Source organism: Bradyrhizobium sp. USDA 10063 (genome assembly GCF_054063735.1).
In genome coordinates, this window is the sequence record NZ_JBSSGP010000001.1 from 15,944 (window position 1) to 33,943 (window position 18,000).

Consider the following 18,000-nt stretch of genomic DNA (forward strand, 5'->3'; position numbering starts at 1 on the left):
GCTTGTATTGGAGGCGCGTTATGACTCGCATCAGCGGACTTGGGAATCGCATTTGGCAATCTGCGGACGACAGCGCTGAAGGCGCGGCCAAGTCTCACACAGATGGCGTTTCTGGTGAGGGCGGTCAAACGAACAGTTCCGTCCTTGGGCGGATGGGCTCTGAGCCGCAAGATTTAGAGACTTGTTCTGCTCGCGTCCCTATCGACGATAAGGCTGCGCAGCGCGGGCATGGTGGAAGCTCCGAGATCCCGTATAGATCTTATCGTGGCGCACCAAGTCGGGCAGAAAGCTTGTCGCGTTCTGGCGGCGAGCACTGGCGGAGCGATCGAGTAGCCGGAAGCTCGCGAACAGAGGCGCTCCCGCCACAGAGATATTCCGCGTCCGACCGAGCGGCTGGATCAGGAAGGCGGCCTGTCGACGATGTCGCCGCGCAGAGCGTCCATGGTGCAAGCTCTGAACAATCGTACAGGCCTTATCGTGGCGCACGAAGTCGGGAAGAGAGCTTGTCGCGTTCTGGCGGCGAGCACTGGCGGAGCGATCGAGCAGCCGGAAGCTCGCGAACAGAGGCGTTCCCGCCACATAGATATTCCGCGTCCGACCGAGCGGCTGGATCAGGAAGGCGGCCTGTCGACGATGTCGCCGCGCAGAGCGTCCATGGCGCAGGCTCTGAACAATCGTACAGGCCTTATCGTGGCGCACGAAGTCGGGAAGAAAGCTTGTCGCGTTCTGGCGGCGAGCACTGGCGGAGCGATCGAGCAGCCGGAAGCTCGCGAACAGAGGCGTTCCCGCCACATAGATATTCCGCGTCCGACCGAGCGGCTGGATCAGGAAGGCGGCCTGTCGACGATGTCGCCGCGCAGAGCGTCCATGGTGCAAGCTTAGAGCGCCCCTATAGCTCTTCGAGCTCACTTAATACGGCGCTAAAGGACATTGATCGGGCTCGCAACGTCTATGCATTCTCAGGTGCAGTGGTGAACTATGCCAGGCAGTTGCGGATGCCAGACAAGGCAACGTTCCTGCAAAAGGCCGCCGCTGATTTCCGATACAGATTTGTCGCGCGCTTGGAGGAAAATATCCGCGCTGGTGAATCATGGAGCTACGCCAAGACATGCAACGCGGTGAGCGGGGAGGCTGGTGGTCGGGAGGGCATGGAAGCTTGCAAGGCCTTAGCAGCTCGAGTATCGAGGCTCGACGACGCGCTTATGAACGAAGTCGAGGACCGAGCCCTTGCGCTCTTCGCCGTATCATTCGGTCGGCACTCCCGGGTGCCGGAATGCCGCAGCGGGGCGATCAGAATCGCGGAAGTTTGTTGCAATGAAAGCCGCGAACTTTGGAGGCAGACTAATCAAGGCCTGTCCTTACTGGTGAACGGCTTCAGCAAGTGGCCGGACGCGGCGGACTGTCGCAAGGCCGCCGTCGCGATCGCCGGTGAGGTTGCTCGCTGGCCCGGCAGGCTCTCTGATACTCCGCAGGCGCTGGCGAACCTGGTGAACGGTTTCAGCAAATGGCCGGACGCGGCGGGCTGTCGCGAGGCCGCCGTCGCGATCGCCGGTGAGGTGCCTTCCCAGCTCTCCAATTTTAACCCCCAGGAACTGGCGAACATGGTGAACGGTTTCAGCAAATGGCCGGACGCGGCGGGCTGTCGCGAGGCCGCCGTCGCCATCGCCGGTGAGGTGCCTTCCCAACTCTCCAATTTTAAGCCCCAGGAACTGGCGAACATGGTGAACGGTTTCAGCAAATGGCCGGACGCGACGGGCTGTCGCGAGGCCGCCGCCGCGATCGCCGGTGAGGTGCCTTCCCAGCTCTCCAATTTTAACCCCCAGCAGCTGTCGAACCTGGTGAACGGTTTCAGCAAATGGCCGGACGCGGCGGGCTGTCGCGAGGCCGCCGCCGCGATCGCCGGTGAGGTGCCTTCCCAGCTCTCCAATTTTAAGCCCCAGGAACTGGCGAACCTGGTGAACGGTTTCAGCAAATGGCCGGACGCGGCGGGCTGTCGCGAGGCCGCCGTCGCCATCGCCGGTGAGGTGCCTTCCCAGCTCTCCAATTTTAACCCCCAGCACCTGGCGAACCTGGTGAACGGTTTCAGCAAATGGCCGGACGCGGCGGGCTGTCGCGAGGCCGCCGTCGCCATCGCCGGCGAGGTCCGTCGTCGCGCCGTCCGCACTGCCCGGCTTTCTGATTTTCCTCCGCAAGCGCTGGCGAACCTGGTGAACGGTTTCAGCAAATGGCCGGACGCGGCGGGCTGTCGCGAGGCCGCCGTCGCCATCGCCGGTGAGGTGCCTTCCCAGCTCTCCAATTCTAACCCCCAGCAGCTGGCGAACCTGGTGAACGGTTTCAGCAAATGGCCGGACGCGGCGGGCTGTCGCGAGGCCGCCGTCGCCATCGCCGGTGAGGTGCCTTCCCAGCTCTCCCGTTTTGAGCCCCAGCAGCTGGCGGGCCTGGTGAACGGTTTCAGCAAATGGCCGGACGCGGCGGGCTGTTGCGAGGCCGCCGTCGCCATCGCCGGTGAGGTGCCTTCCCGGCTCTCCCGTTTTGACCCGCAGGAGCTGGCGAACATGGTGAACGGTTTCAGCAAATGGCCGGACGCGGCGGGCTGTCGCGAGGCCGCCGTCGCCATCGCCGGTGAGGTGCCTTCCCAGCTCTCCCGTTTTGACCCGCAGGCGCTGGCGAGCCTGGTGAACGGTTTCAGCAAATGGCCGGAAGATGCGGCATGCCACCAGGCGGTAATGGACATCGCGCGCGGCCTCGGCGGACCGGGCCGACGCTTTGGTTCGTTCACGACGCTTGAGCTCGCCACGATCGCCAATGCTCTGGGACGCAGTGTCATAAGGGGCGAGGACGGTGGAGACGTTGCGGAGACGGCCCTGCTGAAGAATAGCCTACATCAGCTGGCTCATTACCTGCACTATGCCGATGATCGGCTGGAGCAGGCCGATGTTCTGAGCATTGCTACCATTTTCAAGGCGCTGGCGAAGGTCAGGCTGTTCGAGGACCTCGGTTTGCTCGCACCAACAGGGCTAGATCGCCTTACGGGATTGCATCGTGCCCCTGGTTTTGCCGCGGAGAATAACCTCGAAACCACGGGCAATCTTTGCGCCGCCCTGCTGCCGCTGGCGCGTAGCCCGCATCTGCGCTGGCACCGTAGGCAGGCTCTGAGCCTGCTGAACGACATCCAGCCCGTCGTGGAGCACAAGATCGAGGCGCATCTCAACGCAAGCGAGGCCGAACGGACCCGTGGGCCGTTCGCGAGCCGCTGCCCGGCGTTGTCGATCTATCAAGTGCTGAAAGCCCGTGCGGTCCTGGAGACGTTGTTCAAGCGGCCGTATGTCGAGGGCAAAAAGCCCGATTTGCTCGCACGGCAGGGCGAGCTGCAGCGCAAGACCAAGGAGATCCTGGACAGCACGCGCGACCTCATCGAAAGCGATCTTTCCAACATGAGCTGGAACCTGATCGCGCAGATCGAGTCGGACAATCCGCTCGATGTGCTGGACACGTTCATGGCGCAGGATGCGGCGAGGATCCAGGCGCGACATCCGGCATCCGTCTTCGACATGCATGAGGTGTTGCGATCGATGGACCATGAGCCCAGACCGCCGCAGGGTGATGCGGGACTGATGCAGTTGCCCGTAGTCGACATGCAGGGACGGCGCGTGGCGACGGAGCCCGAGACGCGCTATTCGATTTTTCATCGCCTGACCTCGGGGGCATTGCCGGTGGTCGCGGTGCAGCTGCCGGCAAAGCTGAGCACTTTCATGTTGGCGCGGACGCTCACCGTCGATGGTGTGCCGTACCGCCTGGACCTGTTTGGCGGCAGCAAGTTGAAACCACCAAAGCCGACCCTGTCGCAGATCGCCGCCCGGGCTCCAGGCGCGCAGCCAGCCGCGTCTTCCGGAGGCAAGCTGCTGGCCATTCCCTATGCCGAAACCGCTCCGGGGACGGCGTTCGAGCAACTGTCGCGCGCCTGGGCGCCGTTCAAAGAAGCCTATTGGTACACCCAACGCAGGGGGTTTGCGGCGCCACCGGCGATCAAAGATCTAGGGCCTCACGACTACGCGCTGGAGGGCGCCTTCAAGCTGTTGCTGCTGCCAGACCGCCCGGCCACCAAGGCGCATCCCTTTAAGCTGACTGGACCGGAAGGTCCGATTGCCTTGCGACCGCATGACGGCTGCGGCTTCATCAAGGCCTCGCTGGCCGAGCAGATGCCAGCTGTTCACCGGGTTGGTCACCAGGAAGGTCCCGATCGGCTGCGGGCCTTTGGTGAGGGAAGGAGATCGTCCGTCCCTCCCTCGGCGCTGCAACATTACCCTCGCAACGACCAAGTGGCGGAAGAAGCGAGCGAGAAGGCCAAGACCTGGCTTGAGAGCCGAGACGGACGAGAGCTGACGTCCGAAGAGTTGTTTCGCACCGTGACGACCGGACACACCGATGGTCCCGGCGCGGTCGCCGTTCCATCCGATGATGGCTGCCTCCATGTGCCAAAGCTCAAGAGCGACACGCTGCCGGGAACGGGGGGCGTGCTGATCGGGCGGGCGCCCTATGATAAGCCCAACCTGCGTCCGCTCGCTGCCGAACGAGTCAAGTCGGCAGCTGATGGGGATCCGACTGCGGCATTCCTCGATTGGTGCGTGGCCATGCAATACAGTTTCAGTGTCGCCCAGAAATCGCGGGAGGAACTGGCGGCCGACGATCCGAGCTTCTTTGCCAAGGGCATTCTGATCGTGGTGCCGGATGAGATGTGGCCGGCCAACTACGCCGACCGTGGGCTGGTGATGTCGGCCGAGGACGTCAAGTGCCATTCGAGCTGGACTAAACGCAAGGACCGCGCAACCGTGGACATGCCGGTCGACTGCGTGGGCATCCTGCAGGCGACCGAGCTGTTCGCTCCTGGGTCGTTGGTTGCCGTCCCGCCCGATGAACAGAAGAAGCTCGACGGCGACTTCGACGGGGATGCCGTCATTATCATCGGCGACCGGCCGCAGCTTTATCAGCATGTCTGGCAGTTCGATGAAAAGGAGCAAGCTCGCGGCGTTTGCTCGCTCAAGCCGCCAAAGTCGCATACGCCGGCGATTGAGGATGGTAACTATCAGTTCAGTCGTGCCAGCCAGATCCTCGCGGCCACGACGAATGTTTTGGAAATCTATAGCAGCCTGCAGCGAAGCTTTCTGGCGCAGTCCCATCAAGCACGACGCTGGTTTGCCGAGCGGGCCATCTTTGGTACTTACGAGGGCGTTCACCACAAGCTACGGCACGACATCCGTCAGCTACTGAACCAGGAACAGGTGAGTGGCCAGGATATAGAGGACAAGCTCGAGCGGGCGAGGCGCGAGACCGAGGTCGCAGACCATCCGGTCGCCCGCGAAACGGCCGAGTTGCTTGTTGCCGACCTTAAGGCATGGGCAGCGAGGGCGGATGAGCAGGTGCTGCCCGAAACAGCCGAAAGCGACACCAAACTGACGGTGAGCCCAGCGTTCGTCGAGCTTTTCCCGGAACTGGCGGAGGCCTATTCGGCCGCTCCTCAGCCCCGCGACCGCATCCAGGTCTTGCTTGACCACTACCCTGCGCGCATCGAGCCCCGACCGGATGGTTACAATCTGGACGATCTCGTCCAAAGCGCAAACAATCTTCTGAGTCTTGGCATCAAGGTCGGGACCGACGGGTATAAATCCGACACCGGAGTCCACCTTTTCATGAAGAAAAGCCAAGAGCTGCAGCGACTCCTGCAACAGGTGCCGGGCCTGACCTCCGTACCCTTCAGCAAGAGCCTGGCGGCGACGCTCAGCCAGGGCCGGTTCGACGTCGATGCGGCCTTGGAGGATCTGAAGGATAATCCCACGCTGGCGGCGTCAGTCATGGAGGCCTCAATCAAGCTTGCTGCGGAGAAGCACATTCTGCCCGAACCCACTGGCCGACTGCTTACGGCTGAGGATGCCGCCATGACGGTCATGCTGACCCGCGAGGAGGCTGCGGAGCGTGCTCAAATGGAGGCCGCCCGCGCGGAAGTCGAAGAGACAGAGATCACTGCAACGGCATTCGAGGTTGCCAAGACGCTTAGCCAGGTGGGCGTCCAGGTGAATATGCCCCATCTCGATCGCCGCTTGAGATCGGAAGCCTCCATGACGGCCCAACTCACCGGGATGAGCGTCACGTCTGACGACGACTCTCAGCTGATCAGCAGCGCTGTTCGCCACGTCTTCGAAGTCCCTGACGAGGATTTTGCAAGCGCCTTCAAGAAGGCCGTGCTGGGCTTCGGTGAGCGGGGCTTTGCCGAGATCAGCACAACCAACTGGTTCAGAATGCGCAATCCGACGTTTGTCGGCATCAAAACCGTACTCGCCACTCCGCGAGGTTACCGCTTCGAGGCGGAGTTCCACACACCAGACAGTTACAAGGCCAAGATCGCCAATCACGATACCTACAAGGAGTTGGAGAAGCTTCAGCAGCAATCGAGCGGAGATGCTCTGTATAACGCCGAAGAACTGGCGCGCCGTGCGCGAGAAGTCTGTAAGAAGGTGGCTATCCCCGATGGCGCCAAGAACATCCCCCACTGGGGAGTAGAACCGGCTCGTAGAAGGCAGGCTGGTGCAGCCTTTACGGCGCGAGCTGCCGAGCCAGGAAGGCGCGAGATTGGAGAGATTGTGACGGCTCTCGGCGATCGACCGATCGTGCTCGTCGGCATGCCAGGTGCTGGCAAATCCACCATCGGCCGGCGTCTTGCGAAGCGGCTGCGGCTGAACTTCATCGATTCCGATGCCGAGATCAGGAAAGAAGCCGGCACGTCGATAAGGCAACTCTGCCAGACCTATGGCGAACAGTATTTTAGGGATCTTGAGGCTAAGGTAATCGCGCATGCGCTCAAGCAAGGGTCCGCGGTGCTCGCGACTGGTTCCGATTCGTTGATCCACGATCAGACCCGTAACCTGATCCATGACAAGGCAGTCTCGATCTGGCTCAAGGCCGACGCCGACGTGATAATGCGGCGCAACATGGGCCGGTCCGGCCGACGGCTGCTGCAGACCCCCGACCCGAAGGCGACCGTCACACAACTGATTAGGGAGCGCGAGCCGGTCTATCAAACTGCTGATCTCACGATTGGCTCGGGCAGCGGGTCGCATCAAAATCAGGCGGATGAATGCGTGACCGCGCTGCACGCCTATCTCTGCGACGCAGGGCAGGGCGCTCGGCAGACCGGCTTGTTTCAGGAGCTTCCTGTTGCGCCAAGCTCTCAGAATGCGGGAGCTTCGGGTATGCTCGTGCAGGAGATGCGGGTCGCCGCCGCCTCATCATCTGCGGTGGCTCGATCGTCAGACATCCATGCCAGCCGTGGAGCTCTGATTGATTTGCCTCACCATTTACGGGTGTCGTCGATGAAAGCTTCGGATGCTCGCACGGACACCTTGGATCCGACAGCCTCGCTCCACCGTCGCAGCAGCTTAGCGCTCGACGCCCAGGAATGGCTGGGCGACGAGCATATCGCGGCGGATTACGCGCTCCTGGAGCAGGAATGGCAGAGGGAGAACCCGGGTCTAGCCGCGCAGATCCGGTTCGCACCGCCCGCGCCAGTTCAACTACTGCGCTTGGCCGAGAACCCGAACGACATACAAGAAACTCTGATGGGGATCGTCCAGGACCATAATGGTAACGATACAGCCAACTTTCTGTTGCTGCCGGTGAACGATGGCGGCGCTGATCGGGCAGGCACCCATTGGTCGCTGCTGCTCGTTGATCGCCGCGTGCCGGAAAGGATACGCGCCTATCACTACGACTCCAGCGGGAATAGGAACCGGGCCGTCGCAGAAGAGCTCGCAACACGGCTGGGCGCCCGCCTCAGCATAGCTGCCATGGCCCAGCAGCAGAACGACTATGATTGCGGCGTCTTCGTGCTCGACGCCACGCGGGCGCTGGTTGAACGTTTGGCGCAAGGACAGCGGCCAGAGGCGCTGCACCTCGACAACATCGTCGCCGATCGGCAGGCATTGCGGAACCGACTAAGCTTGACTTTGGCCGAATTATGCGGCGTGGGCGAGAGCGTCCTGCATGCGGTGCCAGATATGGCGGGGAATTTCTATGGCATCTCGGTGAGGCTGGGACATGAAGGAAATTTGATGAGCCCATATTTCGCGTCGGACCGCCGCGATCGCATCGCTGAAGGTGAGTACTGATTTCGGATACCAGGCGGTGGTTCTGGGCTCGAGCTTCCGCGCCTTCGCGAGGTCGTGCGTCCATAGCGTGACGAGGGAATACAGGCCGAGCAAGATCGGAGTGGTCCGCAGAATGGCCTTGTCCGACCACTGGCGCTGGGTCTCGACACCCGAGGTGAGCGCGAACTTCCTCGAAGGTGACTTCAAGCTGCCAGCGGCTGACGAACCAGGCGAGGATGTCGTGCGGCTTGGCGTTGAGGTCGGTGGCGAGGAATGCTTGCGGTTCGAGTTCACCGATCGGATCACGGACGAGGAGCCAACGGATGGGCAGCGGCTTGACGCCGCTTCGATACCAGAGGGCGGTACCGGTAGCGATCTCGACGACGCGATTGGTTCGGCCGTACCAGAGGCTGATGTGGGCAGCGCTGCCAGCGGACCTTGCGATCCTTGACGACTGCGGACAGCTTCTTCTGCGCCTTGCCTTTGATCGGCGGCCGACCGCGGCCCTTGCGCTTTGGCGGCGGGAAGTCGAACAGGTTGGCGTCCATCCGCAAGCGGGTGACGACGCAGACACGGCTGTGAATGGCGGCGAGGAATTCGACGGCCGCAAACGCACTGTCAGCGACGAGCACGATATAGCGTCCAGGAAGCCAGCGACTGATCTGCAGGACGGCTTGGCGGGCCCAGTCGAGCAGGGCCTTGGGCTGTCTCGGTCTGCCAGCATAGAAGCGTTTGGACGGGGCCAGCAGGGTCAGAAAGGGCAGCGCCATGATGCGGTCGGCCCACGGCACGCGCACCAACAGCATGGCGGACAGCCAGCGCAAACCGCTGGCCTTGACGAAATGCCCCTTGGAGGAGCGGACCGGATCACGATAGATGCCACGGGCGCTGATCTTGGCACCCCAGCGCCGCTCGATGGTGTCATCGAGCCCGATCACCACCGGGCCGTGCGCGGGCACCAAGCTGCTGACCAGCAAGACAAGGAGACGTCCTGTGGCCGCCCGCGACGACCATGCCGCACGGTTGAGGATGCGGTGAAAGGTGCAGAAGTCGGGCTCGCGATCTCGCCCCAGAATGCGCAGAGCCGCCGCGACGGTGCGCCGGCCAGGCGCCAGGATAGCGCCGGCCAGCAGCAACGGCACGTGCGACCAGGTTGGGCGCGTGAACAAGTCGGCAAAGCCGGCCAGCCGGGCAACAAAGCGAGGTGGGAGCGGATCAGAAGAACTGGGGAGAAGACGGGACGGTTGCATCCCATCCGTAGAATCGGCGCGGTGAATCGCGGCAATCTTGCCGGTGTGCGACAAATTGAATCAGCCGGTTCATGCATCTTGGCATGCCCATCGGTCGTCGAGCACATTGACCGTCATGTCCAAGCCCGACCCCGTCCTTGCCCAGATCGCGGCCCAGTTCACGCATCACAACGTGGAAAAGAGCGGCAGCGCCTATACGATTCTCGATCGCCGCAGCTCAAACCCGATTGCCCGACTGCGACCGATCCCAGATACCGACCGCTTCGAGCTCTTTTATTGGTCGAACGTCAAAGGTCGTTGGACGACCTTCGGCAACATGGGGCGCCTTACTCCCCTTACGCAAAAGGTAACTTGCGTCGCCTAGCGGTTGGTGACCTTTGGAGCGCGAGGGCGGCCCACTGCCGTCAGTTGATTCGGTTGGAGCTGGAATCGAGTGTCTGATGACAATCGTGTCATCGTCCACCAGGATCTCCTTGACCAGGAGTCGCACAATGCGCTGACGCTCCGCGACCTCCAGCGTTTTTGCCGTTTCGCGTAGTCGTGCAAGGAAGCTTGTCATGGTTTTTGCTAGACGCAGATATCCAGCGCGGTCGGCAAGTTGGGTCTCAAGCGCATTTAGCTCGGCGCTGATTGCCTGATCACGTTTGCGAAGCTCGGGCATGCGACGGCGGAGGTCGTCTAACGATATCAGTTCTTCCTGATACGCGGTCATCAAACGTTCCATGCTCTTTCGTACGCGTGCCAACTCCCGCTGCAAGTGCTCTTCACGGCGTTTGACGGGGCTGGCAGTGCGTGCCGCAGCCAATCGCCGTTCCAGTTCTTCTTGAATGAGGCGTGGATTCTCCAGCAGTTTGAGGATCTCACGCCATACCACCTCGTCAAGAAGATCTTGTCGTATCGGCTTACTATCACACACCGGCCCGCCAAGGCGGCGCCATGCGTCGGAGCCAAGACAACGATAGTAGTGGATCATACGCGCACTTGTCCGCGTCGAAGTGCGATAAAGACCGTAGCTGCATTTGCGGCACGACACCAAGCCTTGCACGACGCTGGGTGTGATCGTGCGGCGAGGCGCACGGTCTTTGTTCGCCTTAAGCCGCTCCGAAGCCAGTGCAAAGGTTTCCTCGGTGACAATCGGTGGTACCGGAATCTCGATCCAGTCCTCTCGTGGCCGCTCGTGGTGGGCGCTGTCACGTGAGGCAAATCCGCCCCGCAGACGGATTGGCCGCGTGATGCGTTGTCGTTTCGCCGTCTTCGTTTTGTTGAAGCATGCCGTTCCCTTGTACGCAGGATTGCGCAGCATCGCCCAAACCACCGAACGCTCCCAACGCGAGATACGCTTGCGCGTAGGAATGCCTTGTTCGTTCAACAGACGCGTGATGGCGCCGATGCTCAAACCCGCAACGGTGTAGTATTCATAGACCTTGCGCACCACGGCCGCCTCAGCGTCTATGATCGCGTAAGACGCGGGTGCGTGCTCAGTCTTACGGATATAGCGGTAGCCAAACGGAGCGCCGCAAAGAACGTTGACAACTCCCTGCAGTGCACGGTGCCTTTTGCCCCGGCGTGACCGCTCCAGAATTTGCGCCCGTTCATACTCGGCGATCATGCCTTGGAACTGCAACAACAGCTGATCTTCCGCTGTAGCTGTCTGGGGCGCTTTGATGAACACCGTCTGGACGTTATGTCGTGCAAATTCTTCAATGAGAAGCACCTGATATGCATACTTTCGGCTCAGTCGATCTGGTGAATAAACGAGGACTGCATCGATCTGCCCCTCCGACGCCAAATCGCGAGCCCTTTCCAGGCCCGGGCGAACGAGCGTAGCTCCGCTGTAACCCTCGTCTTCGATCACCCATTCATCGGGCACGCTGAAGCCCTGCTGTAGGGCGAAGCCGCGCAGAGCTTCCGTTTGGCTCGCAATGGTATGTTCTTCCTTCTGTTTGTCCGACGAGACCCTGGCGTAGATCGCTGCAGGCTTCACGGCCGTCTCCTCTCTTCTCGGAGTCCTGCCCTACGGGACGAACACAGTTCGCAACCAGCAGCCCATAGGCTTGTTGTAACTTGATGGGGAGCAGGCGATCGAAAGCAAATTCCAAACAAACGGCAGGACGCTCTGCAGAGCGCTTAGCCATGTCTTCCGCGCCGACGTGTTGCGGTCAAACGCTTCTCGATCGCCTCGGTGACAATCACGCTCAGCGGCAAACCGCTGCGCCTGGAATACGCACGCAATTGCGCGAGCACGTCGCGGGGAATTTTGAACGTTGCTGGCACCGACGGTTCTCCAACCGGCATCGCACGTCGGAGCGCACGCGCGCGTTGCAGATATCGATACGCTTGCCGCAGCGAGATGCCGCGTTCCTGCGCCAACATGGTCGCCGCTTCTGCCACGCTGCTTCCCCGCGACAACAGGCCGTGCGCCGCGTTCAAGTTCAGGGCCTTCTGCGTCTTCGTTGAACGTGCCATCTGACATAAACGTATTTCTTCTTGACATAACCATAGTTAACAACTCGTTTACTAGCCCCGCACGCATATTACCTTTTAAGACGCAGGTCGAGCACAGCTAGCCCTCTGCGCCAGCCACAAATCACCCGATCGAAGGTGAAGTTGCCTTTTGCGTAAGGGGAGTAATGAAACTCATGTTGACCAGCGCTCACGAGATCGTAGAGAACGATCCCATGTTCCGCGTCGCGCGCGGTCGATAGACCCACGCCAAAATTGGCCAAAGTCAAGCTAAGATGTAGAGGAAGTAAGTTCGCGGAAGCCGGGTACGGGTGGGGCAGTGAACTTCCAGGTGACGGTTCTCAAGGTGCTAGAGCGTTTTCCACATGATGTGGATCATTTGGTGTATCCGGCATGTCTAAAGTAATTGGCGCACATCTGCGGCGCAAACGACCTGACGAGCTTGCCGATGAGTTTGAGCAGGGTGTCGACCGTGCGGGCGGCGCCTTTGCGCAGCGCTGCCTTCAACCGGGAGAATGCCTGTTCGATTGGATTGAGGTCGGGCGAGTAGGCCGGCAGATAGCGCACGCGGGCGCCGAGAGCCTCGATCGCCTCGCGGACGCCGACGATCTTGTGAGTGCGCAAGTTGTCCATGAAGACGATGTCGCCCTTGCGCAAGGTCGGCGCCAGAACCTGCTCGACATAAGCCAGGAACGACGGCCCATCCATCGCACCGTCGATGACATAGGGCGCCGTGAGGCCGTCGATGCGCAGCGCGGCAACAAGCGTCAGTGCCTTCCAGTGACCGTGGGGTACGTCAGAGACGAGGCGCTTACCGCGAGGAGAACGCCCATAGTGCCGGACCATCTTCGTCGTGACCGCGGTCTCATCGATAAAGACGAGGCGCGGCGTACGCAGCTTGGGCTGCTCAGCTTTCAGCGCAGCGCGCTCGGCAGCAACGTCAGGCCGATCCTGCTCGGCGGCGTGCAATGTTTTTTTTGAAGGTGATGCCGTGACGGTCGAAGAAGCGCCAAATCGAACCGATGCCGGCCTTTTGCCTTCTCTGGGAGCGCAGACGCACACGGATCTCCTCGAGCGTCAGGTCCGGCTCCGTGGCGATCAACTCGGTCAGCCACTGCTTGTGCTGCTCCAACGGCGAGCGGCTGTGCCCGGCGCCGGGCTTGGCCTCGACATTTCCGGTCTTCCTCCAGCGATCCATCCATCGGATCGTCGTCGAAGCGCCGAGGTTGAGAATGCGCGCCGCCTCGCGGGCGCTTTCGCCGGACTCGATAAGCTCAACCGCACGCACCCTGAGGTCATTGGAGTATCCCTTCGCCATCGTATGACCCCGCATGTTGCCGCAGGTGACACCGAATCTGATTTGCAAGTCCGAGGGAATCCCCTGTGACGCTCTGATTCACATCAACTGGAAACCGCTCTAGTCAGCTATCCAGACGGGTTCGCCGTCATGGAGGACATCAAGCGCGATATGGCGATTCTGGCGACAAGCGGGCGGGACTGGGCTGAACGCACGAGGCGATTGGCAGCCCGCGTGCCCGACCTGGATATCTTCTCCCAAGGTCTCATCGCGCGGATGAACGGCGGTTGGCGTGTCACTGATAAGGGACGCGCGGTTCTCGAGATCATGGAGGCTCGGCCCGCACCCGCCCAAGCAACGGAGCTGCCTGATGTCCGCTCGGCCGAGGAGCCGACGCCAACGCGACGCTATCCGGCGAAGACAAGCGATTGCGTCGTAACAAGCGTAGCTTGCCGGCGAGTTTTGTCTTTCGGGAAATAGGAATTTATTCCATAATCTATGTTATGCGAAACAATTATTGATTAGCTTAATCAGTTGCTTAGCAAGTGTTTGTGCTGATCACAAGGGAGCGCGTCTGCGCGGCCTGCCAATCTGCCAACCATCATGCTCTCCTCGACGGCTGCCGCATTGGCGGTCAGGCAAGCGAATTCGGGGCACTGATGCCAAACCGCTTGAGCAAACTCCTGTCGGTTAATAACAGCGCATGGAGACGACTAGAAGTAGAAACCCAAGATGCTACCTCTCGACACAAGCCTATACCGATCATCACCGCCCGCACCCGCAAATGATCCTCACCTCAGTTGATGTAAGTGGTCGGTCAGCCATGATCCAGATCAAGACCGCGCTCGAGTTCCTTTCGCCGGTACATCTGGAATGTATCCTAGCTGCTGCTCGAGAGCGGCCAAGGCCTGGCGAGCTCCCTCCAGCGTCACAGTGGCCTCGTTAAAGAGCTGCCGCGCTTCATTCAGTTGAGTGACTGCTCTTGCACCGGCATCAAAGAGCTTTTTCCTGATTGACGGAGGTCGATCCTCGAGCACTGCGCGCTCCAGGTCTGGGAGCATGCTGATGAGCGCTCGATGTGCGCGAGCTTGTGCCTTTTCAGAGTTCGCGGCAGCGGCTAGCGCGTCACGATAACGCCGTACCGCCTCGATGGTCCTCTCTTCAAGATGGAAATGGTCGCTCAATAGCTCGTTCTCGCTACTTGCACGGTCGTAGCCACAGCGCGTCATGCTGGTTGGATGACAGATCGCTCTCAACCTCCCTTTGATCGTACAACCTGACGCCACGTGCGCTTCAAGCTTCTTGGGCAATTAGTGGCGGAGCGCTATTGACGACGGCGCGGGGCCCTCGACGGAGGAGGCAGGGCCGTCATCGAGTTGGTATTGGTAGCAGAAACCGCATCCGGTCGACGGCGACGTTGATGGAGACGCGCGGCGTCGAGACGATGCGCTCGCGCGCCGACGATCCCGCCTCCGATAGACGCGCGAGTGTGGCTCGCTACCCGGCTACCTTGAGGCCGGCCGTAACTAGGTAGGCAAAAGGATAGAACAGTGCGCGCGGCCCGTGCCCTTGACACGACCACCCGCCAATAGAAAATGATCGTTACCGAGAGCGCTTTGCATCCGCTGCTACGGGGATCGGGCGATGCAGTCCGCTATCGGCGCAAGTCGTACGCCCGCGATCCGTCTTTCATTGCGAGCTGGCTTGTCCTATGCGGAGGACGACTCACCAATGTGCGCCCCCGCTGGACCGTGGGGGTTCAGCCCAAGCCCCGGGGCGGGCATGATATTGCCGCGTAGCGGATTGTCTATAGTCGACGCCCCACTCCCCGGCTCCAGGTAGGCCGTGTAGATCTGGCGGTGGAGCGCTTAGATGCGGCAACCTCGCGAGGTCGCTCCTTCTGTTGCACCGATCAGGAAGGCGAAGCCCGGTCGCGGCGGTGCTCCCAGCCCAAGCCGACGAGATGTCCGAACTCCTCCAAGGATCGATCCACGAGACTCGAGGCAGCCTCTTCGGCAGACGACGATGACTCAGAGACGTCTGGCGGCGGTGCGGGGAGCTCCATAACTTCTTGACCTTCTTGCCGCAGCGTGGGCGGAACCCCACTGCTGCCTGCATTTGGCAACATCCCAATGGGCAGGGGCGCCTCGGGATCACTGGGGACACTACCGGCGCCACTGCCACGACTGGCGTTTTCGGCTTGCCAAGTCAGTTCGCGCAAATGCGTTCCCGCAGCCAGCGCTCCAATCGACGACAAGCCCAATTCATGGGGCACGACATTCGAGATCTCGCCAACAAGTTGCCGACCGACGGCACGTTGTGTCACCCGATCGATTGCATCAATAACAGTGAGTGTTAACGGCTGATCTGCCTCGGCAGAGGTCCCCTCCGCCAGACGACCAGACCAGATTTCCACGGGCCTATCGGGGTCTGCAATCCGGGCAGCTGCGGACGTAAAGGCAACGTCGAGAGCCTCGGCCACAGCGGAGACTGCTGGCCAGCGCAAATCGAAGCCCCTAGGCTGTTCGGGATCACTCAATACGCTCCGTTGCGCTGCCAAGTTAAAGCCGTATTCCACGGAGCTGGCCGTCAATCCTTGCGCGTTCAGGAGAGCATCGTGGGAGACTAGCTGGAAGACATGAGCCACGAAGTTTGCGACCTCACGGGTGTAGCAGTAAGCTATGTTGGCGTTGGACCGAACCACAGCTTCGTAGGCATTGAGTTTGTCGTTCGATGAGCTTCGAAGATGCGAAACAGCGCTTATGCCGGTATGCGCGGCGGCGGCGAACGTTAAAACAGCCGCGACCAAGCTAGGCAGGAGACGCGTCAGCTGGCTTGCGGGGACGTTGGGAGTTCCCGCCATCGCGAGGGCCGCTGATTGCGCCAACCGCTCACCGCGAAATCCTCTGCAATAGGCCTCCGGATTGCCTCTTGCCCGCCAGGTGTGCACGCCCGCTCTTGCGCCCGCGATCAGTCCCATAACCACATTGACCGCGGCATGTGCCGCCATCGACCTATCGCTGACCTCCTGCGGATTTTGCGGCTCACCGGAAAATGCGCGCACCGCAACCTCAGCGAGGCGACCAACAAAGGTCTCGAACGCACCCTGTGCTCCGTTCACGCCCAACAGCCCGAGCGTGAACTTCCACCATCGGGCGCGGCCAGCAGGGAGAGCGTCTTGATGCTCCGTCCCTCCGTTGGCATCTGGTGGCGGCGATACGCTGTCTCGGAGCGGCGGCTCTGCGTGCCCAGCAACTTCCTGTTCGGCGCATGAGTCTCCAGAGTGCAATGTCTCCGCACCGACAATTCCACGGGCCATCGACAGTTGTTCAGACGTCCTTTCGTGCGCTCGTCGTTGGTCATCAGTCAGCGTAGGCGGTCCGCTGGCGTTGTCTCGATCCCACACTCGCATGGGGGTTGGATCGCTTTTGCTCCGACGCAGAGTCATAGCCACCGCTGTGCGGTCCGCAACATTTGAAATGTCCATCGTTCTCTGCCCGTCCCGCTAGGCGCTTGGCCTGCAGCGCCGTTGTACGATCCGAACTCGCATACGGATCGGATGGCTTGGGTGCCGACGCCGAGCCTCAGCCGCCGCCGCGCAATCCGCCACATTTGAAATGCCTGTCACCGCGCAGCGTTCTGCCCGTCCCGCCAGACTTTTGCCTGCAGTGCCAGCGCATCAAGCAACGGCGCGAACGTTGGTGGATCGATCTTCGCAAACTCGAACTTCTGACCCAAGACAAGGTGTTGACTCGATGGATTGACAAAGAACAGCGGTGCACCCACCAGAAAGTTCTCGAGATTTCGGGATAATGCAAGTCCAACCAAGTCATGCTCGGCGATCGCCGAAATCTCGCCGGCGTCGAGCAGCACGGCGGCCGTGTCGTGCTGATCTCCGCATGGATGAACAAATGTGCAGATGATGTCGTGCACAATCAGCGTTCGATCCCGGGCGAAGTCATAAACATCGTCCAGACTCATTGCGGTGGAGTAGTGGCCGAGCCACTGAGAGAACGTGCGTGTCATAACGATAATCCACGGCAGTCACCTTGACTTTACCCATTGCATGTCTCAGGCTTGTGACGCTCCGATGGCATCGCCATTCACCGCTCCGTCGACAATCGGTGGAACAACGAGGCCAACGGCGTGGGCCCGTGATGAAGACCGATGATTTCAATGCCAGCCGCTGACCGCGTAGCGCGTGTTCGCGGCGACGGGTCATGTTGATCCTTGTCGCGAAGGACTGCTGGCGCGGTGGGCGCGACCGTACCGCTCACCATCGCAACTTGGATGTAGCGATGTGCTGGCGACAGCCGACGGCCATGATCCGCAATTCGATCCAATCCAGACCGGCCGGCGCGTTGCGTCGGTGTTCGATCCGCTCGGACACATCTGGGACTTCATCGAGCGCCGCCGGGGTTGCGATGGAAGAGCCGCTAGGTTGTTGATTCATCTTGCTTTGTAAGATGTTTGCGCGACGTTTTCGGTGACTTCCACCCAAATCGCTGCGATTTCGCTGCGACGTTCGCTAAATGATGTAAGCTTGAGGGCCGCTCGCCGGCATTTCGGTTTACGTTTTGACCAAATTGTCAAGAGACGAGTATGCCTGCCCGCACTCAAAGCGCCGGTACCTCGCACGCTGATTTCATGCGAGCCGCGAATGACGAGCTAACCAAATTCGAGCACCGCGAGCGTGAGTTTCGAAGGAAAGACCGCGACGAACGGGCCAAACGATTGCAGTTGCCGGTGGAAAAGTACGACGCCGAAGATTGGCACGTAAGGAAACCAGCAAGCCCAATTCATCGAAAGTGAGACCGCCGCGGCTCGATATGAGTTTCGCTTATGACGACGT

General features: G+C 60.9%; 10 protein-coding genes. 3 read left to right on the top strand and 7 right to left on the bottom strand.

Annotated elements, in window-relative coordinates:
* Window positions 1–198: 198 nt before the first annotated feature.
* Window positions 199–792 carry a hypothetical protein gene (locus tag ACVJGD_RS00050; protein ID WP_456632781.1) on the bottom strand — a complete coding sequence of 198 codons (594 nt, stop codon included), beginning with the start codon at window positions 790–792 and terminating at the stop codon, window positions 199–201.
* On the opposite strand from ACVJGD_RS00050, the gene ACVJGD_RS00055 reads away from it, so the two are divergent.
* On the top strand, window positions 717–8,159 hold the full coding sequence (locus ACVJGD_RS00055; protein ID WP_456632512.1) for a shikimate kinase: 7,443 nt from the start codon (window positions 717–719) through the stop codon (window positions 8,157–8,159). The two genes, ACVJGD_RS00050 and ACVJGD_RS00055, sit on opposite strands and share 76 nt — an antisense overlap.
* Window positions 8,160–8,440: 281 nt before the next feature.
* Here the strand turns inward: ACVJGD_RS00055 and ACVJGD_RS00060 are convergent, their stop codons facing one another.
* The 4 genes from ACVJGD_RS00060 to ACVJGD_RS00075 form a co-directional block, all read right to left on the bottom strand.
* The gene (locus ACVJGD_RS00060; RefSeq protein ID WP_456632513.1) at window positions 8,441–9,442 is read right to left on the bottom strand and encodes an IS701 family transposase; all 1,002 of its coding nucleotides are present in this window, start codon (window positions 9,440–9,442) and stop codon (window positions 8,441–8,443) included.
* Between the two features lie 163 nt (window positions 9,443–9,605).
* A complete protein-coding gene (locus tag ACVJGD_RS00065) occupies window positions 9,606–11,372 on the bottom strand; it encodes a recombinase family protein (protein WP_456632514.1) in 1,767 nt (588 codons plus the stop codon).
* Window positions 11,373–11,515: 143 nt separating this feature from the next.
* Entirely contained in the window at window positions 11,516–11,854 is a 339-nt protein-coding gene (locus ACVJGD_RS00070; RefSeq protein ID WP_456632515.1) for a ribbon-helix-helix protein, CopG family, read from the bottom strand.
* Between the two features lie 372 nt (window positions 11,855–12,226).
* Window positions 12,227–13,169 (bottom strand): IS630 family transposase gene (locus ACVJGD_RS00075; RefSeq protein ID WP_456632516.1). Its coding sequence is split into 2 segments (ribosomal slippage): window positions 12,227–12,829 and window positions 12,831–13,169, totalling 942 coding nucleotides; the frame shifts between segments, so codons are not numbered across the junction.
* Window positions 13,170–13,298: 129 nt separating this feature from the next.
* Between ACVJGD_RS00075 and ACVJGD_RS00080 the strand changes: the two genes are divergently transcribed.
* A complete protein-coding gene (locus ACVJGD_RS00080; protein ID WP_456632517.1) occupies window positions 13,299–13,628 on the top strand; it encodes a hypothetical protein in 330 nt (109 codons plus the stop codon).
* A gap of 1,432 nt (window positions 13,629–15,060) precedes the next feature.
* Here the strand turns inward: ACVJGD_RS00080 and ACVJGD_RS00085 are convergent.
* Window positions 15,061–16,269 (bottom strand): hypothetical protein, encoded by a 1,209-nt coding sequence (locus ACVJGD_RS00085; RefSeq protein WP_456632518.1) that lies wholly within the window; start codon window positions 16,267–16,269, stop codon window positions 15,061–15,063.
* A 503-nt stretch (window positions 16,270–16,772) separates the two neighbouring features.
* The gene (locus tag ACVJGD_RS00090) at window positions 16,773–17,174 is read right to left on the bottom strand and encodes a hypothetical protein (RefSeq protein ID WP_456632519.1); all 402 of its coding nucleotides are present in this window, start codon (window positions 17,172–17,174) and stop codon (window positions 16,773–16,775) included.
* Between the two features lie 576 nt (window positions 17,175–17,750).
* On the opposite strand from ACVJGD_RS00090, the gene ACVJGD_RS00095 reads away from it, so the two are divergent.
* Window positions 17,751–17,960 (top strand): hypothetical protein, encoded by a 210-nt coding sequence (locus tag ACVJGD_RS00095; protein WP_456632520.1) that lies wholly within the window; start codon window positions 17,751–17,753, stop codon window positions 17,958–17,960.
* The last annotated feature ends 40 nt before the right edge of the window (window positions 17,961–18,000 follow it).

Coding starts and splice junctions, on each gene's coding strand:
- ACVJGD_RS00080 (WP_456632517.1), top strand. CDS start 13,299: ATGGAGGACATCAAGCGCGATATGGCGATTCTGGCGACAAGCGGGCGG.
- ACVJGD_RS00090 (WP_456632519.1), bottom strand. CDS start 17,174: ATGACACGCACGTTCTCTCAGTGGCTCGGCCACTACTCCACCGCAATG.
- ACVJGD_RS00095 (WP_456632520.1), top strand. CDS start 17,751: ATGCCTGCCCGCACTCAAAGCGCCGGTACCTCGCACGCTGATTTCATG.
- ACVJGD_RS00070 (WP_456632515.1), bottom strand. CDS start 11,854: ATGGCACGTTCAACGAAGACGCAGAAGGCCCTGAACTTGAACGCGGCG.